Source organism: Vibrio sp. 10N (genome assembly GCF_036245475.1).
Classification (GTDB): Bacteria; Pseudomonadota; Gammaproteobacteria; order Enterobacterales; family Vibrionaceae; genus Vibrio.
In genome coordinates this window covers 1,721,457-1,743,205 of sequence record NZ_BTPM01000002.1, presented here as the reverse complement: position 1 = coordinate 1,743,205, position 21,749 = coordinate 1,721,457, and the positions used below count along the sequence as shown (strand labels likewise).

The 21,749-nt window shown below is 46.3% G+C and carries 24 protein-coding genes; 14 read left to right on the top strand and 10 right to left on the bottom strand.

Features of this window, described 5'->3' with window-relative positions; genetic code table 11:
• Window positions 1–31 precede the first annotated feature (31 nt).
• From AAA946_RS23650 to AAA946_RS23640, 3 genes are all read right to left on the bottom strand, one after another.
• Complete coding sequence (locus tag AAA946_RS23650; RefSeq protein WP_338167182.1) at window positions 32–907, bottom strand: LysR family transcriptional regulator; 876 nt, start codon at window positions 905–907, stop codon at window positions 32–34.
• Window positions 908–1,055: 148 nt separating this feature from the next.
• Window positions 1,056–2,216 carry a hypothetical protein gene (locus AAA946_RS23645; protein ID WP_338167181.1) on the bottom strand — a complete coding sequence of 387 codons (1,161 nt, stop codon included), beginning with the start codon at window positions 2,214–2,216 and terminating at the stop codon, window positions 1,056–1,058.
• A 57-nt stretch (window positions 2,217–2,273) separates the two neighbouring features.
• Window positions 2,274–2,408 carry a hypothetical protein gene (locus AAA946_RS23640; RefSeq protein ID WP_338167180.1) on the bottom strand — a complete coding sequence of 45 codons (135 nt, stop codon included), beginning with the start codon at window positions 2,406–2,408 and terminating at the stop codon, window positions 2,274–2,276.
• Window positions 2,409–2,758: 350 nt separating this feature from the next.
• On the opposite strand from AAA946_RS23640, the gene AAA946_RS23635 reads away from it, so the two are divergent.
• A complete protein-coding gene (locus tag AAA946_RS23635) occupies window positions 2,759–3,454 on the top strand; it encodes a DUF2057 family protein (RefSeq protein WP_338167179.1) in 696 nt (231 codons plus the stop codon).
• 61 nt (window positions 3,455–3,515) lie between these two features.
• Window positions 3,516–4,124, top strand: a complete 609-nt coding sequence (locus tag AAA946_RS23630; protein ID WP_338167178.1) for an SGNH/GDSL hydrolase family protein — start codon at window positions 3,516–3,518, stop codon at window positions 4,122–4,124.
• Between the two features lie 106 nt (window positions 4,125–4,230).
• Here AAA946_RS23630 and AAA946_RS23625 read toward each other — a convergent pair whose 3' ends face one another.
• From AAA946_RS23625 to AAA946_RS23610, 4 genes are all read right to left on the bottom strand, one after another.
• Window positions 4,231–5,619 (bottom strand): SLC13 family permease, encoded by a 1,389-nt coding sequence (locus AAA946_RS23625; protein WP_338167177.1) that lies wholly within the window; start codon window positions 5,617–5,619, stop codon window positions 4,231–4,233.
• A gap of 294 nt (window positions 5,620–5,913) precedes the next feature.
• Window positions 5,914–6,762 carry an alpha/beta fold hydrolase gene (locus tag AAA946_RS23620; RefSeq protein ID WP_338167176.1) on the bottom strand — a complete coding sequence of 283 codons (849 nt, stop codon included), beginning with the start codon at window positions 6,760–6,762 and terminating at the stop codon, window positions 5,914–5,916.
• Between the two features lie 116 nt (window positions 6,763–6,878).
• A complete protein-coding gene (locus AAA946_RS23615) occupies window positions 6,879–7,469 on the bottom strand; it encodes a TetR/AcrR family transcriptional regulator (protein ID WP_338167175.1) in 591 nt (196 codons plus the stop codon).
• A 92-nt stretch (window positions 7,470–7,561) separates the two neighbouring features.
• Complete coding sequence (locus AAA946_RS23610; protein ID WP_338167174.1) at window positions 7,562–8,272, bottom strand: hypothetical protein; 711 nt, start codon at window positions 8,270–8,272, stop codon at window positions 7,562–7,564.
• 304 nt (window positions 8,273–8,576) lie between these two features.
• On the opposite strand from AAA946_RS23610, the gene thiM reads away from it, so the two are divergent.
• The 3 genes from thiM to AAA946_RS23595 are packed head-to-tail and all read left to right on the top strand — an operon-like array spanning window position 8,577 to window position 10,895.
• On the top strand, window positions 8,577–9,368 hold the full coding sequence (gene thiM / locus AAA946_RS23605) for a hydroxyethylthiazole kinase (RefSeq protein ID WP_338167173.1): 792 nt from the start codon (window positions 8,577–8,579) through the stop codon (window positions 9,366–9,368).
• Between the two features lie 7 nt (window positions 9,369–9,375).
• Window positions 9,376–10,008 carry a thiamine phosphate synthase gene (thiE, locus tag AAA946_RS23600; protein ID WP_338167172.1) on the top strand — a complete coding sequence of 211 codons (633 nt, stop codon included), beginning with the start codon at window positions 9,376–9,378 and terminating at the stop codon, window positions 10,006–10,008.
• 20 nt (window positions 10,009–10,028) lie between these two features.
• Window positions 10,029–10,895, top strand: a complete 867-nt coding sequence (locus AAA946_RS23595; RefSeq protein WP_338167236.1) for a glycerol kinase — start codon at window positions 10,029–10,031, stop codon at window positions 10,893–10,895.
• Window positions 10,896–10,906: 11 nt separating this feature from the next.
• Here AAA946_RS23595 and AAA946_RS23590 read toward each other — a convergent pair whose 3' ends face one another.
• A complete protein-coding gene (locus AAA946_RS23590) occupies window positions 10,907–11,464 on the bottom strand; it encodes a hypothetical protein (RefSeq protein WP_338167171.1) in 558 nt (185 codons plus the stop codon).
• Window positions 11,465–11,709: 245 nt separating this feature from the next.
• Here AAA946_RS23590 and nhaD point away from each other — a divergent pair, with 245 nt between their 5' ends.
• Entirely contained in the window at window positions 11,710–13,152 is a 1,443-nt protein-coding gene (gene nhaD, locus AAA946_RS23585) for a sodium:proton antiporter NhaD (protein WP_338167170.1), read from the top strand.
• A gap of 58 nt (window positions 13,153–13,210) precedes the next feature.
• On the opposite strand, the gene AAA946_RS23580 is transcribed toward nhaD, so the two are convergent.
• A complete protein-coding gene (locus AAA946_RS23580; protein WP_338167169.1) occupies window positions 13,211–13,645 on the bottom strand; it encodes an Mpo1 family 2-hydroxy fatty acid dioxygenase in 435 nt (144 codons plus the stop codon).
• A 169-nt stretch (window positions 13,646–13,814) separates the two neighbouring features.
• Between AAA946_RS23580 and AAA946_RS23575 the strand changes: the two genes are divergently transcribed.
• From AAA946_RS23575 to AAA946_RS23560, 4 genes are all read left to right on the top strand, one after another.
• On the top strand, window positions 13,815–14,819 hold the full coding sequence (locus AAA946_RS23575) for a linear amide C-N hydrolase (protein ID WP_338167168.1): 1,005 nt from the start codon (window positions 13,815–13,817) through the stop codon (window positions 14,817–14,819).
• A complete protein-coding gene (locus AAA946_RS23570; protein WP_338167167.1) occupies window positions 14,794–15,063 on the top strand; it encodes a hypothetical protein in 270 nt (89 codons plus the stop codon). Before AAA946_RS23575 ends, AAA946_RS23570 begins: the two co-directional genes overlap by 26 nt.
• Window positions 15,064–15,302: 239 nt before the next feature.
• Entirely contained in the window at window positions 15,303–16,190 is an 888-nt protein-coding gene (locus tag AAA946_RS23565; RefSeq protein WP_338167166.1) for a LysR family transcriptional regulator, read from the top strand.
• Entirely contained in the window at window positions 16,191–16,730 is a 540-nt protein-coding gene (locus AAA946_RS23560; protein ID WP_338167165.1) for a hydrolase, read from the top strand.
• Window positions 16,731–16,741: 11 nt separating this feature from the next.
• On the opposite strand, the gene pdxR is transcribed toward AAA946_RS23560, so the two are convergent.
• Entirely contained in the window at window positions 16,742–18,127 is a 1,386-nt protein-coding gene (gene pdxR / locus AAA946_RS23555; protein WP_338167235.1) for a MocR-like pyridoxine biosynthesis transcription factor PdxR, read from the bottom strand.
• 151 nt (window positions 18,128–18,278) lie between these two features.
• On the opposite strand from pdxR, the gene AAA946_RS23550 reads away from it, so the two are divergent.
• The 4 genes from AAA946_RS23550 to AAA946_RS23535 all read left to right on the top strand — a co-directional run bounded on the left by AAA946_RS23550 (window position 18,279) and on the right by AAA946_RS23535 (window position 21,734).
• Window positions 18,279–18,938 carry a pyridoxamine 5'-phosphate oxidase family protein gene (locus AAA946_RS23550; RefSeq protein ID WP_338167164.1) on the top strand — a complete coding sequence of 220 codons (660 nt, stop codon included), beginning with the start codon at window positions 18,279–18,281 and terminating at the stop codon, window positions 18,936–18,938.
• 208 nt (window positions 18,939–19,146) lie between these two features.
• Window positions 19,147–20,226, top strand: coding sequence for an acyltransferase (locus AAA946_RS23545; RefSeq protein ID WP_338167163.1), 1,080 nt, complete (start codon window positions 19,147–19,149; stop codon window positions 20,224–20,226).
• 53 nt (window positions 20,227–20,279) lie between these two features.
• A complete protein-coding gene (locus tag AAA946_RS23540; protein ID WP_338167162.1) occupies window positions 20,280–21,005 on the top strand; it encodes a nitroreductase family protein in 726 nt (241 codons plus the stop codon).
• Window positions 21,006–21,260: 255 nt separating this feature from the next.
• Window positions 21,261–21,734, top strand: coding sequence for a Dps family protein (locus tag AAA946_RS23535; protein WP_338167161.1), 474 nt, complete (start codon window positions 21,261–21,263; stop codon window positions 21,732–21,734).
• The last annotated feature ends 15 nt before the right edge of the window (window positions 21,735–21,749 follow it).

Here is a 21,749-nt window from a genome sequence, read left to right as displayed (position 1 = left end):
GCTAAGCAGAAGGTTGACTAAGCACTGCGACTTAGAATACGCCAAGCATTTCGCAGAGGTATTTCGCTGCTGGGCCTAGGCGAGTGTTCGACTTCCACAATACATCTGCGGAATTGAGCATTTCGTAACGCTGAAACTCAGGTCTAAAATCAATCAAGGTCCCCATCGCTTGCTTCTCTACGATGAAGTCTCTTGGCACTATCGCCCAGCCAATTCCCTGCTCCACCAGCTTGATAACATCTTCTTGATCATCGGCTTGCCAAATGTCTTGAGAGAACGCACCTTGGGCTTTGAGTACTTTGTTGAGCATCATGCTGCGACAAACGATTTGCCTTTCACCAATCAAGGTTTCATTACTGACTTGCTGCATATCGGCGAAGATTGAGTCTGGGCTGCAAATACACACCCATTCAATGTTGGCAATAGAGATAAAGTCGACGCCTTCTGGTACGGCATCAGCAGCTAAATTAAATCCAAGTTCCACGTCATCATTGATGATGGCATTGGTTAGGTGGTTTGCACTCAAGCGGGACACATCCACTTGCGTGAATGGGAAACGTTGTGACATTTTCTCGATTGCCGAATCAAGCAAGGAAAACGGTAACAAAGGGTCGATGGCGATTTTCAGCGTGTCTTCTACGCTATCTACACTCGCTTTTGAGTAATTGCGAATGCGTTCTGCCTGTCGTAACAATACCTTGGCCTGAGCCAACATACGCTCCCCCTGAGGGGTCAGCTTAGGATATTTTGTGCTTCTATCGAAAAGCGTAATGCCTAAATCGAGCTCAAGGTTATTCACTCCGATACTTACAGAGCTTTGACTCTTACCAAGATGCCTCGCGGCCGCAGAAAATGAACCTTGCTCTGCCGCAGCGACGAATGCCACTAGCTGTTCAATATTCAGCATACTCAACCCTTTGATTAATTAATTAATTGGCGTACCATCGTAAAACAATAGCACATAAATTGCACCTAATTATAAGCCCAACAAATACATGCAAGCCACTCATTCACAGTGGTTATTTTTCAACATTGAGATGATGTTTAGTCTGCGATCAGAACGCTTCACCAAATCGAATGTAGAAGCTGGTATTCCCCATTTTGGAGACCGCAGCATCAACGCCTACAGTAAATCGCTCTTTGACATTAAGTAAATACCTGACACCAAGACCTGCCGACGGGATCACTTCTGACTTGACCGAGTTGGCAAACTGGCGATCTTCATTACGTATTACCGCCGCGCCCGCAAAGGCAACTCCGCTCCACAATGTAGAAAACTTATGTCGATACTCTACTTCCGCTTGATAGACTGAGCTACCGCGATATTTGTTCCAGTCGGCACCACGTAAGTCTGGGGTAACAAACTCATACTCTGGCGCATCACCCAACATCTCTTTGCCAATCACTCGATAGGCGAGAACATCATCACCAATAGGGAAGTACTGACTCACCTCGGCATCAAGGCGGTGGAAGGGCTTACCCGTACGCTTATCTTTTGAATAGTGAAGCGTACTTAAGTCAACGTTGAGGCCTTGTGTCGCCCCCATCATGTTATCTCTCGAGTCATACGTCATAAGAAAACCGAGAGCATGATTACTGCCGCTCATTTCTTGTTCAAACGCTTTTTTAATAGCAGGATCCGTTTTTTCGTTTAACTCGGCATTACCACCGCTCCACAACCCCTGAACACCAAAATACAAGTCATCGACGATTTGCTTACGTACTTCACCATAAACAAAGTTCGAATAAGAGGCGTACTGCGCCGCTTTCGGAAGTTGAGCGCCGATGCGACCCGTATACTTGAGATTAAGGCTGAAATGTCCAGCATAGAACCCTGCGCGCCAAGCATCATGCGCAAACACGTGCTCGTGACCAATAATGGCCATGCCACTGTCTGAGTCGGTATATTGACCATAGAACATGCTCGTCGATGGGTTACTTGCCCCTTCTTCGCGATCATGAATGTACATCGCATTGACGCCTAAGCCAACGCCAAGGGCATCATCAGTAATAGGGACGGGGAATGCGGCAAACTTTCTATCTGGAAGATCCGGTGATTTATCTTCGTTTGTCGTTGGTTGTTTAGACTCAACCTGAGCAGTTTGTTCGCCAGAGGCCTGTTGTTCTCCAGAAGCCTGATTCTGTTCCGCCATAGCAGGGGAAACTGAGCATAATGCAGCCATTATCAAAGGCAAAGGGCGTTTTGACGTCTTCAAATGAAATCTCTTTAAGTACAATAAAATTGACTACAATCGCACTGAGATTCCATTCAATTAACCCATCTGCTTTACTAGGCTATTCAGTGCTCGCTGAGCGATTCTCGCTTGAGGGGCGATGCTACTAGATTCAATTTTCATCGCCAAGCCCATCCATTCGATTTTTAAATAGAAGCCATTCACAACCAACATGTACAGACTTACATTGCAACGCCCACTTTCGTTCGCAATAATCGCAGCCACACGACTAGGAGATCAGTTGCATTCAGGTGAATATCAAACGAAACTGTTTGGTCAAAACTATCTATATTCGTCATATAAACAGCGTATTAGTACTTTTTATAAATCAAAACAGCCATAAAGCGCCGAATAAACCACGCCAATGTCAGTTTTTAACGAAATTCAGCCAGCTCGCGCATAGCATGATTGCAAAGTGCCTCTAACCTAGGCAAGCTAAAGACCGCAAACTGAGCTAACCTCAACATAAACATCTTGAGTTCGCTTAAACACAATGATTCACATATTCTGCTAGGGAAATAATAATGAAAGCATCCAATCTGATTGCTGCTGCGCTACTCGTCGGTTGTAGTAGCTTTGCAATGGCTGACGTGACCATCAAAATACCTGACAATGTTGATCTCCTTTCTGTTAATGCAGGCGACCCAACCACAGACTCAAGCGGATTCTTCTCATCTGGTGAAACAGCTACGCTACCAGATGGCGTCAATCAAATCGTGTTTAAATATGAACCTTTCTTTGATGTCAATCGCGACGAACGTAAAGTCATCTCTAGCAAAGCGATCATCGCTCGATTTGAAGCAACAGATGCTGAGTTAACCCTCAACGTTCCAACCTATCGTGATGCGCGCCAAGCGCAGAAAAACATCGATAACTTAGAGTGGTCACTGACCGATAAAAACGGCCAAGTTGTCCCTGTGGTTGAAGACAAACTGATCAAAGATGGTATGCAAATCGGCCGCGACTATAACCGCGAAGCCGATGATTACAACCGCAAAGGTGGTGTGGCTGCTCTTGCCGTAGCAACCACCGCTACAGTCGCACCAGCGGCTGTCGCGACGACAACTGCGGCAGCAACCACAGCGGCACAGCCAACCACTCTACCAGCAACGGCGCCAGCAGCCGGTGACAACACTGCAGAAGAAATGCTGATGTTCTGGTACAACAAAGCCGACGCAGACACTAAAGCACGCTTTAAAGAGTACGTTAACAAGAACTAATTGCTCATACACTACAAAGCCGCTCCCGTTGAGCGGCTTTTTCGATCTTAAGAGAACAACTATGAAAAGCATCGTTTTACTCGGTGATAGCCTAACGGCTGGCTGGGGTCTTGCTAAAGGTGAAAACTGGTCCTGTCAATTGACCCGCGAGTACCCAAACCTTTCATTTACCAACTGTGGTGTACCTGGCGACACAACTACGGGAATGCTGTCTCGATTCAAATCACAAGTGCTAGAAGCAAAACCTGACATTGTCGTGCTATTTGGTGGGTTGAACGACCTAAACTGGGGCATCGATATTAGCGTCGTGGCCAGTAATCTCAATAGTATGATTGCGCAAGCCCAACACCATGGCATTAAGCCTATCCTTGTCGTCACCAGTGCCATCGATCCCGTCGGCGCACTCCCAATGTTCGGCAATCAATCCCATGCCGTCGAACGTTTAAGACAATCAGTCTGTACCTTGAGTAAGGAGCACAGCAAAAAGCTGCAAATAATGTACGGTCATGGTGTGACAGGTCTTGAGATCGTGGATGCCTACCAAGCATTTGAAGCGTATGCAGAGCAACACGGGTACAGCGATTTATATCAAAATGATGGGATTCACCTCTCTAACGTGGGCGCAGGCCTTATCTTTGAGAAGCTACGTAACCGAATCGCTCAAATCTAACTGCCTGACCATAGATAAACAACAACGCCCCTACTCCAAAGGAATAGGGGCGTTGTTGTTACTGGTTTATGGTGAATCAACTTATTGTTAAAACGTTATCGGTTGTCTAGGCCCAGAATGTCACCGCTATCAGCGTCAACGCGCCAATACATGCAATGTTGAGCAAAATACCAATTCGCATCATCTCTTGCTGTTTAATATGACCCGAAGCAAACACAATCGCGTTTGGTGGCGTTGCTACTGGCAGCATGAACGCACATGACGCCGCGACGGCGATTAGAACGGACAAGATCACCGGAGACATACCAAAGGCTTCTGCAACGCTGGCAAAAACAGGTATTAATAGAGCAGCACTAGCGGTATTACTCGCAAACTCTGTTAAGAATACAACGAAAGCAGCAATCACTAACATAATGAAAAGCATACTAAACTGAGAAATCAGCTCACTGAGCTCATTCGCCAAGAACACGCTCGTTCCTGTCGCTTTCAAAACATTACTTAAACAGATACCGCCACCAAATAACAGTAATACACCCCAGTCAGCGGTTTTCTCAATGTCCTTCCAATGAACCACGCGGGCAAAGTTAACAGCGACAATCGCACCCAATGCCACAATAGTATCGAACTTAGCATAGCCACCTAACATGGCGTTGATTGGCTTACTAAAGATCCAGAAGGACACGGTTAAAGCGAAGATCAGCAAGGTAACGATTTTACCTTTATCCCAATTTACCGGTTCATGGCTGATCTCAAATTCACCGTCGAGTTTTGGCTTAAGTACAAAAAACAGCACCGCCAAAGCTATCGGTAACAGGATAATCGCGGTAGGCAAGCCGAATGCCATCCAATCCGTGAAAGTCATGCCAATCTCGGCCGCGGCAATCGCGTTGGGAGGGCTACCAACCATAGTCGCGATACCACCGATACTGGCGCTATAGGCGATACCAAGCAACACAAACACATAGGTATTGTGACCACTTTCTTCATTCACTTTACTGAGTACACCAAGTACTAGAGGTAACATCATAGCTGCGGTTGCGGTATTACTGATCCACATCGACAGCAATGCAGTCACGCCGAAAAGCATAAACACAGCGACACTCATACGTCCCTTGGCCAACACCAGCACTTTGTCAGCGACCACTTTGTCTAACCCTTGTCTGTGCATCGCTGCGGCTAAAGCAAAGCCACCAAGGAATAAGAAAATTATCGAGTTGGCAAAGTTATTCAGTGCCGTTTGGGTATCAAAAACATTAAACAATACCGCGATGACGGGCACCAAAACCGCAGTGACGGTAACGTGTAACGCCTCCGTAAGCCAAAGCACAGCGATAAACGTTAAGATACTAATGCCAAGTACAACATTCGGCTCAAAAGGCAAGGTAGTGTAGAGCACGTAAAACAGAACTATATCAGCAAGAATGATTAAGCTATTGCGGTTAAAAAACCATTCTCGGGTATTGGAGGGTAAGGGGACACTATCGTTTCTATTCATTATTATGGCTTCCTTTAGTCAATGGGCGGATGCTCCCTTGAGGGGCTATCTCAAGGTGAGCGCCCTAGAAACCACAAACATCTTTAAGTTACTGAAAGTAGGAAAACTACCGTGGGTTTTGACTCGATGTAGTAATTGTGTTTTGAGACAAGAACCCAACACTCAGCATGGATGTAAGTGGGACCAAACCATGATCCCACATACCCAACTATTTACATAATATGAATCCATCAATTCGTTAACCACATCAATATTATGGATACATAAACATAACCTTGATCAAATCATTGAAGGTTATGATGTTAGCGTGTCAAACGCGGCCTTCGCCTCATCACTGTGCATGACTCGACCATGCCCCTGCCCCTGCGTTGTGATCAGCGTGACCAACGGCATTTCTTCTGCGGCTTTTTGGGACACTGAGTATTTGGTAAATCGGTCTTTTTCATCGTGTACGATGATTGTTGGCGCGCTGCGACGACCTAGCTTGTTGTATGGGTCAATCGAGGTGATTGGATAGTGATATTGGGATTGAATATCATCCACGACCGCTTCAAAAAGTCTCATCGAATACCCTGAGCGCGCCACACTACCAAAGAGGTTATCGAGGTAATCAAGAACCGGAGCAATAAGCAATAGTGGCTTGTCTTGAAGCTTGGCATGTTTACATTCAATCGCTGCCGCTGTCCCCATACTGTGACCAACTAATCCCGCCACGTCCTCTTCACTATCAAGTAACCCATCCAAGCCGCCAACGAAAGCTGGAATATGGCCGTAAGCACCTTCACTTTGTCCGTGAGCTGGGTGGTCGTACGCAAGCGCCGTATAGCCTTTACTGGCGATGTGTTCCATAAGCGGAAAGAATTGACTCGCGGTACCTGACCAGCCATGTGTGAGCAACCAAACCGGTCCTGTTCCGACGCGATAAGTCTTAAGCACACCCTCAGAGGTATTCACTTCCGAGATGATTAAGCCTTTCGGTTCAGCATTCTTCGGTTTTGAACGAACCGGTGTTAGCAGCAACTTCTTAGCGGTGCGTTTGGCATGATTTGGCGCAAGTTTATGGTGAGCTCGAGTAGTAAGGTTCACCATTTTCTTCTTAAAACTGAATTTCTTCGATGTATTGAAGTAGATTTTATCACTCATGACTGACTGTCCTTTTTATCCTCGTCATCCTCGGATAGTTTTATTGTTGAGCATACATTTGGAACGACCGTGCTTTTTTAAGTTAGCGTTTTGTATTGCCGTCCCATATAAAAGAGTTATTCGGATACAGACCAAGACTGCATGGTCGTGTCCACGCTAGTCCAAAATCGCTGACTGCTCTCCTGCTCCCCCACCAGCGAGTAGAAAACATGTGCACTTAGATAGTGCCCATAGAGCTCAAACGCCGCTTGCTGCGGGTCTAGTGTCGAACGGAACTCGCCGTTGTCGATCCCCTTCTCTATTTGTATCGTCAAATAGTGGATCCAACGGTGGATGGCTTTTCTCAACGCTTGTTGAAGTTCGTCTTGCTGACTGTCTCGCCACGCATCAATGAACATGCAACTGCCCTGAAACGAATGATTCCAGCTCATCCAATTGTCGACCAAGTGGTTTATTTTTTCACGAATCGTCGCATGAGACTTTTCTCGCGCAGGTCGAATCACTCTGGCTTGAAAAGTTGTATCCGCATGTTCAACGACCGCAACTTGTAACTTCACCTTGGCATTAAAATGAGCAAACAAACCACTTTTCGACATCTGACATTGCTTAGCTAGCTCTCCAATGGTCAAACTCTCTAAACCATCACGGCTGGCAATTTCAAACGCTTCATTCAGAATATGTTCTTTGGTTAGCTTTCCTTTTCCCATTTTTCTCGAAGCGGCTAATGATACATAAAACCAAATTTAGCACGGTCGTTCTTTTTTGCAAGTTGAGCATGCGAGGTTTTACAAAAGTCCAATCAATTCCAACTACGATAAACCAGCATTTCGATTTCTTGGCGATAATCAAACCAAAGGCTGGTTGCATGGTAGAAACCTTGCTGCACATCGATCGCTTGCTGATCGTGAGTAAGGTAAACGTGTGGCTGAGTGATATACAAATTACTGCGACCGCTCTCATCCATATCTCGATATGCGCCTAATAATGTCGCTTTCTCAATTCTGGATTCATCAATATCAATACGGTTGTCAATATACACACTCGCGGTAGAGATCTTATGCGTCAGCGTACTTCTGAGCGGCTTTCTCAGTTTCTCCTCTTCATAGATAAGCCCAGAATAATAGGCGGAGTTCTCGACAATATTGATATTTTGGACAGAGTATTCAGGATCACTAAACTGAATATGATAAAAATGTCGACTGACTATTTTGCCAGTTTGTAAATTCATCTCCAGTTTCTCTGTATTTTGATAAATCAGGTCTAATGAAGTGTCAGTATCAGTTTCTAACCGCGTGAGAGTCACTATGGGTGCGTCACTACGCAACGTGCAATCTGCTTGTGTCGTAGCGGCGCCATAACAAATGTCATCGACAAAAGATTTGTCGTAGCCTAACTGCGTGCTGAACTGCAAAAAATCATCACTATAAGGACGACTGACAACTTTAAGCTCCGCAGAGTTTGAACCACCACCACACCCAAGCAGCATCAACGCAGGCAATGCTGCGAACATACATCTAATCTTGTTTTTCCAAGCCATCACCGAACCCTCAAGTTTTACACTGTAGAACGAGCACTCAGTATCTAAAAGGGAGCCTAAAGGGTAGAGAATAAAGATGAGCTTATTCGAGTCAACTGTCGTAATCTGGTACTTTTCTCGTACCAGAGTTGTCCCCACTTTGGTCACGTATCATCCATTCAAACTCTTCAAGTAGCACTATTTTTTTATCGCAGTACAATAATCCTATGACTGTCATCTACATTTGTTTGAATGACGGCTTACACGAGAAAAATCGAGTGAGCTTATGGAGAGAACAATGAATAAACAACAAATCGTCAGTGCATTACAACAGGTTCGCGAGCAAAAACCGCTCGTCGTGAACATTACCAACTTCGTGGTCATGAACAACACAGCCAACGCATTATTAGCCGTTGGTGCTTCACCTATCATGTCTCACTCAAAACAAGAAATGGCCGAAATGATGTCGTTCGCAGGTGCGCTGGTTATTAACATTGGCACACTAGACAGTGTATGGCGCCCAGGTATGTTCTTTGCCGTAGAGCAAGCCAATGAGAACAACAAGCCAGTAATTCTTGACCCTGTGGGCTGCGGCGCGACTAAACTGCGCACCTCAACAGCTCGCCAGCTCGCTGAACTTGCAGACAACCTGATTATTCGCGGTAACGCATCCGAAATCATCGCGATGGCAGGTGAGAAATCTCAAAACAAAGGCGTTGATGCGCTCGATGCCAGCGAAGCCGCGCTCAATGCTGCCCGTGCTTTGGTCGACGGCTATGCTTGTAGCGTCGTAGTCTCGGGTGAAACCGACTATATCGTCACTAAGGAAAGCACCATCGCCCTAAACAACGGTCATGAGATGATGCCATACGTAACGGGCATGGGATGTTCGCTATCTGCCGTGACTGGCGCATTTGCCGCAATTAGCGAGAAAAGTGGTGTTGCAGCAGCAGCGGTATTTAGTATCGCTGGCGAAATCGCCGCCGAGAAATCTCAAGGCCCGGGCTCCCTGCAAGTTAACCTGCTCGATAGCTTGTATCAGCTTAGCGCCGATGACATTGAGTCTCGCCTTAAGATCCGTGATTGTTAGGTTAGCTATGATCAATAACCCGTACCGCTTGTACCTTGTGACCGATGAAAACCAAGACATGGACACCTTGGTACATGTCGTCAGCGAAGCAGTCGCTGGCGGCGTAACCATGGTTCAACTGCGCGAAAAACATCATGATGTGCGTGCGTTCATCCAAAAAGCGCAAGCCGTCAAACATGTCCTTAAAGGGACTGGGGTACCACTTATTATCAACGATCGTGTCGATGTTGCCCTAGCCGTGAATGCCGACGGCGTCCACCTAGGCCAAACCGACATGCCCGCTGAATTAGCTCGCAAACTCATTGGCTCCCAACGCATTTTAGGTTTGTCGATAGAAAGTAACGCCCAGTTAGAACAAGCTCAGTCATTGCCTATTGACTACATTGGGCTAAGCGCCATTTTTGCTACCCCGACCAAAACCAACACCAAAACCCACTGGGGTCTGGATGGGCTACGCGAGGTTCTCGCGAAAACAACACTTCCAGTTGTCGCAATTGGAGGGATTAATGAAGCTAACCTAACAAACATCACCACTACGGGTGTTCATGGTGTCGCTTTGGTTTCGGCGATTTGTCACGCCGATAGCCCCAAGGAAGCCGCCGCTAAGCTGCGTACCATTATGGAAAACGCCTCTAACTAGGAGACTACAATACGGTGACCATCCACAATAAACTCTCTACCTCGGCCTTAGCAAAACAACGTCAAGTTGAGTCTAAGTCGCTGTTCAATGAACTCAAACAGCTAGGCTACATTACTTGGCATGACGACCACTGGCTGCTAACCGATGTCGGCTCGCGCTTTGGTGGCGAATACATTGAGAGTGAAAAATATGGGCGCTTTATTGTCTGGCCAACCAATTTGGTGTTGGATGACACGCTGCGAAGCAATAAACACCTAACGGCAACGCAGTTGGGTGAACGATTCGGACTTCCTGCTAAGAAAATCAACTTACTCCTTAGCGAACTGGGCTGGTTGCAACGTCAAGACAGCGACTGGACTGCTACGATACAGGGCGTGAAAGCGGGGGCACAGCCAAGAACCGATAAAAGCGGCCAACATCAATTTGTTGTTTGGCACCCAAGTGTGCTACGCAACCACAGGCTCAAACAAAGCGTATTGGAATTTAAAGGGGTCGACGCCGAAGCCCATTCAACCGAAAATTCTTTCTCCAGCTTTCGCCAAAAATTTGCTGCCAAACACCGCTCGCTCGATGGCCATTACGTACAGTCTAAAGGTGAACTGTTAATTGATAACTGGTTATATATGGCTGGGGTGGTTCATGCCTATCAAAGACAGTTGCCCATTGAGCAAGATGTAGTGAGCGATTTTTATCTACCCGTAGGCAAAGTCTATCTCCAATATTGGGGCTCAGATGCAGGCCCCATTGATAGTAAAACCGTAGAAGCGACTCGAACCCTCTACCAGCAGCACGACCTACCTCTGATTGAAGTGTTTCCAGAGGAGATTGAACAACTCGATAGCGTTCTGCCTAAAAAGCTTAAACCTTTTGGGATCAAGGCCTACTAAGTCAATCCGCGTCAGAAGAGGCACAAACAATCTTGATGCCCGTGTTTACCGGCAATCATATAGGGGGTCACGGCAACAGTGCCCACGGTACTTGCCGCCTGCTCTTTCGGGGGTGATTTTTGCGCGATTCTTTGTGGCGCGGTCATCGTCAAAGCTTGTGATGTTGAGCGAATAAAAGCATCACTGTAACTAGGCAATGAACGCATCTCGACCAGCTCTTGCTTGGCAACCTCAAATGACTGATAAGGGCCTACCAAACAACGATCACCGCCAATGTCTGGTTTAAGCCAAATTGCCTCACTTACTACGTTCTGTAATTGCGTAGGGGCTGATCGTAAGCTGCCGGATTTAACAAACCCGCACTGGATCCAGAACGATTGCCCTTTGATATTTGGTGATTTTGTCCCCCAAACACCCTCTCCAATTGGGCATTCACTTTCTAGGATAGGTAAAGTAGACTCTGATTTTCTTGCGCTGTCACACACCATTGCAGCCTGCACTGGTGACGCCACAAGCCCATACATAGCCAACATCAAGATAGCCATACTCATCGCGAACCTTGCTTTCATGCTCCCTCCTGACGCCCACTCAATCATCCAAGCTTGATCAACGCTCATTATTTAGCCTAGGCGCTAATTAACCTAAGTCAAAACTTAGAGTTAATAAAAGGCGATAGCGAAATAACGCGACAAAAAACATCGCATCAGTTAACCAGATCTGCGTCAGCTCACAACGAAATTGTTGAAAAACCATTAAAATACCGTATCGCATTTGTTAGCGCCTGATTTCATCTAAGCTTTTGAAGGATCAAAACATGAAGAAAATAAGTCGGTGGCCAACCTTTTTACTCCCCCTTTTATTCGCCACCTCTAGTTTCGCTTCACCTAGTGCATCATCTGACGCGCTTAATTTTACTCAATCCACTGTCGGCTATGCCTCACTGTTGATTTTCGGTATTGCCTACACCCTCGTCATGATGGAGGAATACCTAAAACTCAGAAAGTCAAAACCTGTGCTACTTGCCGCGGGTTTAATTTGGATACTGATTGGTTTTGTCTACAAAGATATCGGCCAACTTGACATTGCCAAGTCCGCTTTAGAACACAATCTACTGGAATACGCCGAGCTATTGTTATTCTTACTGGTGGCCATGACTTATATCTCCGCAATGGAAGAGCGGCGCCTATTCGACGCCCTACAATCATGGATGGTAGGTAAGGGTTTTGACTTCCGTTCGCTATTTTGGATAACCGGCATTTTGTCGTTCTTTATTTCTCCCATTGCCGACAACCTTACTACCGCTCTGCTGATGTGTGCCGTGGTACTCAAAGTCGGTGGAAGTAACCTTAAATTTGTCAATATCGCTTGTATTAACATCGTCGTTGCGGCCAATGCTGGCGGTGCGTTCAGTCCGTTTGGCGACATCACAACCTTGATGGTATGGCAAGCTGGTCATGTTTCATTCTCTGAATTTCTGCCACTGTTTGTGCCTTCTGTGGTGAACTACCTTGTGCCAGCACTCATCATGTCGTTGTTTGTTCCCAAAACCCAACCCGATGCCGTGCACTCACACGTAGAACTCAAACGTGGCGCATTTAGGATCGTGGGGTTGTTTATCTTAACCATCGCTACCGCAGTCGCATTCCACGCCGTTCTGCACTTCCCACCCGTTATGGGCATGATGATGGGACTGGCGTATTTGCAGTTCTTCGGCTTCTTTTTGCGGAAGACACTACCTCGCTCCATCGCCAAGAAAAAAGCGATGGCCATTGCCAATAACGATGAAGCGGCATTGAAGCGTCTTGGCTCTATTGTACCTTTTGATGTATTTAGACGCGTCTCGCATGCCGAGTGGGATACCTTGCTGTTCTTCTACGGTGTAGTGATGTGTGTGGGCGGTCTTAGCTTACTGGGCTACTTGAGTGTGGTCTCTGAAATCATGTACACCCAATGGGATCCTATTTGGGCTAACGTCATGGTGGGCATTTTGTCGGCCATCGTCGATAACATTCCAGTGATGTTTGCCGTCCTCACTATGAACCCAGAACTTTCGATGGGTAACTGGTTATTGGTCACGCTTACCGCAGGTGTTGGGGGCAGTTTGCTGTCCGTTGGTTCAGCAGCAGGTGTAGCACTTATGGGCGCTGCGCACGGCAAATACACCTTCTTTGGACACCTCAAATGGATGCCTGTCATTGCGATTGGTTATGCTGCGAGTATATTCGTGCACTTATCGATGAACGGTGGCTTGTTCTAACCACCATTCAGCTCCATTTTACATTTCACGTACTGTTAAGCCCCTTTCAACAAGGGGCTTATTTTTGCCTAAACACCCAGATAGGGCCTATCAAAAGAAACTGAAGATCATCAAAAAAAGAGGGCTTCTTGCCTTCAATTTTGTGTCCGACAAATTGCATGATCCATAAGATCACAAACAGCACTACCGATAAGGCAAAAATCGATACACCAAGCATGCTGGCAAAGGTAATGATGGCAAGGCAAGCCAAAGTGAACAACAACATCTGAATGAATACCGAACGCGACAGCCTAAAATAAAAGAACATCACTGGCAGCATAACAACCCAAACCCAATTTATCACCACGTCCCCTAAAGACATAGGTGGGATACACCAAATCAGCCCAACGATTGATAGATAAATACCGGGCACCGCCACTTTATGGATTTTGCGGTTCGTCGTGTTTTGGTGACTCTCCCCATAGGCATCTAACCATTGCTGCAATGACTTCATATACTTTCCTTGTTGTTTTTTATTGGTGTTAAAACTCTAGACCAATATCCAGCACTCTTCCTGCATCATTACCCTATTAGCTTTACTTAAAGGTGCTAATTTAACCTAATTAAGCTGTGCGCTTACTATGGCCTCAACGAAACAAACGCCCCTATCAAGTGAGGTCACTATGAACAAGTCAATCTTAAGCCTAGCGCTCGTCGCCACCCTATCCACTGGTTATGTCGCCGACAGCATCGCATGTACGTCAGCAATTTATAACAATGGAGAGGCAAGCCTATCTGTAAGAACCATGGACTGGTTTGGTCATGACGACGCGATTGTTGTTGGTGCTGGTAAAGGTATGGCAAATCAATATGGCGATACTAAAGAAGCGGTGCAAACGAAGAGCAAATATGCGTCTTTGAAGATCAAATCTTTCGCCCCTCAACTTGTTGCTGAAGCGATGAATGAACAAGGTCTGGTTGCCCGCATTTTATATCTTGGCAATGACTACACCGAAATGGCTCCGGATCGCGCAGGTGTACCGGATGTTGCCGCTTCGCAATTCCCTAACTATGCGGTTGATAACTTTGCTTCTGTCGCAGAGGTAGTCGACAACCTAAACCACATTGATGTAATTCAAGATAAGGTGTGTGACCTACCTGGACATGAGAATGAGTGCGTACCAGCACCCGTTCATTACCACCTTACGGACGCAACGGGCAACAGTGCGGTCATTGAGTTTGTGCACGGAGAGGTGAAAATCTACCATGGTGATGTCACCGAGGCGGCCAGTGTTCAATACTTATCCAATGATCCAGAATTTGGCTTCCATATCAATTTGGACAAGGAACAGACCGAATCGGGTTCAACCATACGCGCGTATGATCGCCGCTTGCGCGCCAAAGAAGTCATTGAAGATATGTACGCAAGAGACGTAAAAGACAATACGGCGGCGCTCAATAGTTTGAAAGCAGCAGGGACATCTGTGTTTGCAGGTTACGACCAACTGGATCCTTATTTTAACGATGTCTTCCCAACACTTTGGACGATATATACCGATCAAAACGCTAAAGAAATCTACCTTGATCGCTACGACACATGGCAAGTAGAACAATACAATTTCAGTATGTTCAATAACAATGAGGCGAAAGAAGTCGTACTCGGTGCCCATCCAAACACCAATCAATAGCGCCATCACAACTTATGGCGCCGATGCCTATGTACATACTGAACAGTTCGCACTGTCGAGCCGAAAAGATGAACTAAAGGCCAACCAAGATGGCTCCTACACGGTGCATTTTAACTGCGGAGAGCAAGCTATTAATAATATCGACGTAGAGCAAGGCTGGACAGGCATTCTTCGAATGTATAAGCCGAACTCAGACGAGCAGATTGTCGATTACGCAAAAGGGGTCCAGCAACCACACAGTTAATGCCCTAAACGTTCAACATCACACGGAGTCCAAACCTCATTTGGACTCCGATAATTTACAATGTAAACGCCCGATACAACAGGCGTGACTGAGCTTGACTCTATCGAAAATAACCTATAATTCAATAAACTGTATTTACCTTAGCACGACTTTCTTGCACAGTAGATAGATAACCATGCCCATCGCAATGGGCATGGTTATCAAGGTGACTGATGGCATTTTTTTGATAGGCGCAAAGCATGTTATTGAATACTGAACGGCTACTCTATTTAGTCTCGATTGCTGAAACGGGGTCGTTCTCCGCTGCAGGTCGTACTCTGGGCGTCAGCCCATCGGCGGTAAACCAAGCCGTGCAAGCAATGGAGATTGATTTAGGCATCACGCTTTTTGAGCGTGTTGCTGGCAAAGCACCCACCTTAACACCTGAAGGTAAAGCGCTGTATTTTCAAGCCCTAGAAATAGTACCAAGATTGAAAGCCATTGATCGAAAGGTACAATCCTTGCGGCAAGGAGAGGAGCCAACTTTAACTATTGCTACACATAGTATGACTCTGTATCCAAGGTTTGTAGAAGCGTTGGCCGAGCTTACTCGTCAATTTCCAGAAGTCGACCTTGTACTTGTCGACGCAGAAACACACTCCCTTGCTGTTGAAAGCAACGCCGATGGTGCCGACATCATGATTGCTCCTAGTGGACTTAGCCCTGCCCGCGGAAGTAATGTGCAAACTGTTGATACCATAGAGTGGTGTTTTCTCGCTTCCCCGGCTCATCCGTTGTCGAAGCTACGAGGCGAGATCACTACAGAGGATTTGGAGCAGTATCCACAAATCCTGTCACTAGAGGGTAAAGTCGCAACCAGCGAACTTCTCGACTCACTTCGCTACAGCCCTAGGCTGATCCGCTACGAAAATCACTACCAATTGCAAGATATGTTGCTACAAGGTCTTGGATACGTGGCCTACCCTAACAAGCTCGCACAACCTTATATCGACCATGGTCTAGTAACCAAGCTTAACGTCGGTCGTTATGATGGATCCTTAGTGTGGCCGGTAGATCTGTCCTGGCGGAGTGGACTCGGCACAGCTGGCAGTTGGTTTGTCGAACAAGTATTAGAACAGGAGAGCTAAATGCTAAACCAAAACAACACTCAGTTAATGATCATTGATGTACAAGGCAAGCTTGCACAACTGATGCACGATAAAGAGACGCTATTTGGTAACCTCAGCACGCTGACCAAAGCCGCAAAGCTTATGGAGTTGCCCATTGTTTGGGTTGAACAACTCCCCGACAAATTGGGCGCAACGATAGATGAGATCAGCCATGAGCTCAGTGATCAACAGCCCATCGCAAAAAACGTATTCAGCGCCTGGGGTGAGGAAAACGTGCGCACTGCGACCGACAATAACAACAGAAAACAGGTGCTATTGGTTGGTATTGAGGCTCATATTTGTGTCCATCAAACGGCGTATGAGCTCTTAACAGCAGGGTATGAGGTCCACCTGGTCACCGATGCGGTCTCTTCAAGAACGTCAACCAATAAAGAGTTAGCAATACAGCGCTTAGCTCAAGAAGGCGCGCGACTTACCTCTACCGAAATGGCACTGTTTGAATTACAAAGAGTGGCGCGAGGCGAACAGTTCAAAGCACTTCTTAAACTCATTAAGTGATCTCATTAAAATTAGCGCAGTGAGTAATACAGCGTCGCTAACCGTTTGATCTGCTCCGGTATCGCCTCTATCGGGGCGTTTCCAAAACCTAGTACAACTGAGCCATAATGGCGTTGCTTGGCTACAGGCTCATAAAATCGCATTGGCCTGACGACCAGACCATTAGCTTGCGCCAAATCTGACAGCGCCACTTCGTCGACATCGCTTTGCCACTCTACCGTGACATGCAAACCTGCGCCTTGTGACACCAGCAACCATTCTTCACCAAACGCATCTTCAATACATTGCTTGAGCAACCGGTATTTCTGCTCGTACAATCGACGCATCTTACGAATATGCCTTAACAATACGCCCTCATTGATAAAATCGGCAAGTGCGGCCTGAGTCAATGCGGGTGTATCACCCGAGAGGGCATCCTTTATTTCCAAACAAAGCGGGACCACATGCTGAGGAACGACCATATAGCCGATGCGTAAAGAGTTAAACATCACCTTACTCATCGAGCCAATGTAAATCATTTTGTCTGCATTGCCGCTCTCTGCAGCCAAACCTTGCATACTGCGAAACGGACGGCTATCAAACTGAAACTCACTGTCGTAATCGTCCTCAATAATCCATGATTGGTGCGCCTGTGCCCACTCAATTAGCCGCAAACGCTGCTCAGTTTGAATCGAGCTCCCCATGGGATATTGATTGCTTGGAGTCAAATAGATCCCTGTCGATTTACTGTCCAGAATACGCTTCAAATCAATGCCTGATTCGGCATGGACGTCGACAAAATCATAGTCAATGTCAAAGGTGTCGAGTACTTTCACCACCTGACGATAGCCTGGATACTCCACTAGGAAACGCTGATGAGGTTTTAACTTCTGAGTGGCAAGTAGGGCAATTGCAATGGACTGCTGGGCACCTGCGGTAATGATGATTTGATCTGGTTGACATACCACACTTCGACTCCCAGTTAAGTAGCGATGAAGCGCTTCTCTGAGATCGACTAGGCCCTGCAAATCTTGGTTGCCAAGCAATGCACTGCGGCTACTGTGGCGCTGCAACAATCGATTCCAAGTGCTCATTGGGAATGCAGCAAGCTCAGCGACACCCGGAGCAAACAGCCCATTGTTTGGCGTATTGTCACTTCCAAACTCTGTCGATGTTGTCACTCTCTCCGTTGCCATGTATTGCTCGGGAAGTGTCAGAGCGACATAGAAACCGCTGTTTGGTTTCGAGTTCAAATAGCCTTCAGCAACGAGCTGTTCATAGGTTTGAATCACCGTATTGCGACTTATCTTGAGTTGCGTCGCTAGCATACGTGTAGAGGGTAGCTTGGCATCGGAGACCCAAAATCCTTTCAGTATTCGCGTGCGGATCTGTTCAAACAGACTTTGCTGTAACGTCATTCCACTCAACTCAAACGAATTAAGGTCAATAGAAAGGTCGCTCGAATCAATTGCGCTCAAATTGGATCCACCATTAAGAATATTTTGGATCTAAACAGAGTACCAAAACTTTCTTAATCTGGCTGTAAAGGAATGAGAAGGAGACCATTTCATGCTATCAAAAACTCAACGAACACAGATCAAAAAAGGCGCCCACAAAGCGGTATCAGAGACTCAAGCACTCTACGATATTATTGATGAATCACTGCTCGCTCACATCGCTATCAACGACGACAACGGACCCATCATTATTCCGATGTTGGCATGGCGAGTAGACAATCATGTTTATATACACGGCGCAAAAAACAGTCGTCTACTACGGGCATTAAAATCTGGGCAGAAAACCTGCCTAACCTTCACACTATTCGACGGTTGGGTGCTCGCTCGCTCGGCATTCCATCACAGTGCTCACTATCGGAGTGCTGTTGTGTTTGGGGAGTTTGTCACTGTCGACAACAACCAACAAAAAGATCAGCTTTTGAACCACTTCATTGAACAGATTGCACCCGGTAGAACGGAACAAGTGCGACTCAGTAGCCAGAAGGAGCTGACGGCAACGGAATTACTGTCGATTGAACTCAATGAAGCATCGGTAAAAATTGGCCGTCATGGCGTCAATGACGACCAAGCGGATCTCGATATCCCGGTTTGGGCAGGTGTACTTCCCTACCGTACTATCGTAGGACCATTAGAGCCTTGCGACGATCTCGCTGAGTGTATTGAGACACCTGATTACTCCAACGCTTATGGGAAGCGATGGCACACCACTTAGTAACAGCGATACTGTCAGGTATGTCAGAAAAGTTAAACGTGGCAAAACCTGTTTAGCCGATGGTGGTTCAAAAATTACGACCAACCACAAATTGTTGCAAAATACTTGCAGTCAACCAGCAAATAATTGATGCCAAACACGTCACTGACACCAATAAATGCTAGTGTGACGAGGTTTCGTTTCTAGTGAGAACATACCTCTTCATACTATGCATCAAGTTACTAAAAAATCAGAAAAAATCACCAGTTTTGAACTCGCCAGAGTGATCGCTTTATTGGCCGTTATTTCGATTCACGGCCAACTATTTATGGATTATGGCTATATCGGTGAAGAACCCTGGCTCAACTTTATCACCAACCAAGCCGCTCGATTTGCCGTACCTCTATTTTTTGTCATCGCTGGCTATCTTATTTATCCCAAGCTCAATGCTTGTCCCTATAACACTGCGAAAAACTACAGCATTCCCTTGATGGTGATTTGGTTGATTTGGAGCCTAATCTGCCTTGCACTGCCTTTTAACCTTGGCGTCGTTGCAGAACACGGATACTTAGCTGAACGTCAAGGGTATTGGGGTTATCTGATGCAGTCGCCTCTCAATTCACTCTTTGAAGGTGGTTTAGTCCATCTATGGTTTATTCCATCACTGGTTATCGCAGTATTCATGATCGCCTGGTTTGTTGATAACAAATGCCGCTCGCTGCTCATTCCGTTTGCTGCAATCTTCTATATCTACGGCTTGGCTGCAGGTAGCTACAACGTACTCACCGGCGTCGAAACACCAATTTTTACTCGCAACGGCCCTTTCTTTAGCTTCCTCATGGTGGCTATTGGCTTTGAAGCTCGTCGTCATCAATGGACAATGAGCGCAGGAAAGGCTCTGCTCCTTGCTGCCGTGGGAATGGCTCTACACTTTGCTGAAGCCTACTACTTACATGGACAAGGACAAGTATTTCACCTCAATGACTTCTTATTAGGCACCTCACTGTGGGCGGCGGGACTTCTGTTTTTCTTGCTCGCCAAACCTAACTTAGGAAAGCATCCTATTTGGCTTTTACTCGGTAAGTGGGTACTACCTATCTACGTCGTACATTTACTGGTGACGATTTATATGAACAACATCGTCGCCATCCTTGGCGTTGAGACCATTACAGCAGATGCGATCATCTTCTTTGGTACCATTGTTGGCTCTATCGTTTTGATGTTTATCATAGAAAAAACGCCACTGTCGTTTGCCAAACTTCGTCGTATCAAACTAGGAACAAAACAAGCGACTTGTCGTGAAGCGTAATACCTGTTAGAAAGGTGCCGATCACATGCACCTCAAATGTACCAGGTAGTACCATGAACAACATCTCCGAGCTGGAACAACTCCTTCATTCACGCCGCTCAGTGCGAAAATACGACGCTGATGCGGCGTTTGACCATAACGCCGTACAACGCGCCCTCGAAAACGCGACACTCAGCCCTAATAGCAGCAACATGCAGATGTGGGCGTTTCACCGAGTGATCAGCGATAGCAAACGCCAGAAACTCGCTGAAATTTGTATGGGCCAAAATGCCGCCAAAACGGCTAATGAACTGGTTGTTGTCACAGTAACACCGGATAAGTGGAAGCAACGTGCAGCGATGAACGCTGACATCGTCCGTGCCAATTTCAATGGTCGAGAAGACGACACCGCAAAGCGAGCATTTAAGTACTACGATAAGCTCATCCCTATGGTGTACAACAATGACGCATGGGGTCTTCGTGGCCTAATGAGAAAGCTTTACAGTTTCTGGTTGGGTCGTAACAAGCCAATGGTAAGAGAAGTGAGCAAGCAAGACGTGCGCGTCTGTCTGCACAAGAGCGCCTCATTAGCTTCCATGACCTTTATGCTATCGATGCGTGAGCAAGGCTACGACACTTGCCCTATGGAAGGCTTTGACTCGGCTCGCGCTAAAGCACTGTTAGGTCTGGCCGATAGTGATGAAATCACTATGATCATCAGTTGTGGCGTACGCACTGAAGAAGGTATCTATGGCGGACGTCATCGAGTGCCGAATGAAGAAGTGATTATTTCTCATTAAATAATTGATTGATGCGGCGAGATATCACCGCTATTTCTGCATGACAGAAGCCGTCATTCCAGTGAAGGAATGACGGCATTTATTCGATAACAAGTCGCTTGAAGTGAGAAAGTTTCAAATTTGACGAGATAGACGTCACTACACTAATAGCAAATGCCTATTAATACTATCCATACAATCGATTGTTCCTTTATTACCAGCCGCCATATACTGACCTCAACAAAACAAGATTCCACTCTTCCAGAGGACAGTATTATGACAACCACAAATCTTATCGGCCTAGACAAAGACGCCTCTCAAGCTATCGCTGTTGAACTTAATCAACTTCTTGCCAACTACCAAGTGCTTTACATGAACACGCGTGGGTACCATTGGAATATCAAAGGCGAGCAGTTTTTCGAGCTTCATGTCAAATTTGAAGAAATCTACACCGATCTACAAACCAAAATCGACGAGCTAGCAGAGCGTATTTTGACTATCGGTCATGCCCCAGACCACTCATTCAGCCGCTACCTCGAACAAAGCAAGATCGAAGAACATCAAAACGCTTATCGTGGTAAAGAGTGTGTGACAGGGCTGGTAAATGGCTTCTCTGTACTGATCAATCGTCAACGTCAAATCCTAGAGCAGGCAGCTCAAACGAACGATGAAGGTACAGCGGCACTAATGGGTGATTACATTCGCGAGCAAGAGAAATTGCTATGGATGCTTAATGCCTATTTGAACTAATTTCCTTCAGAAGGT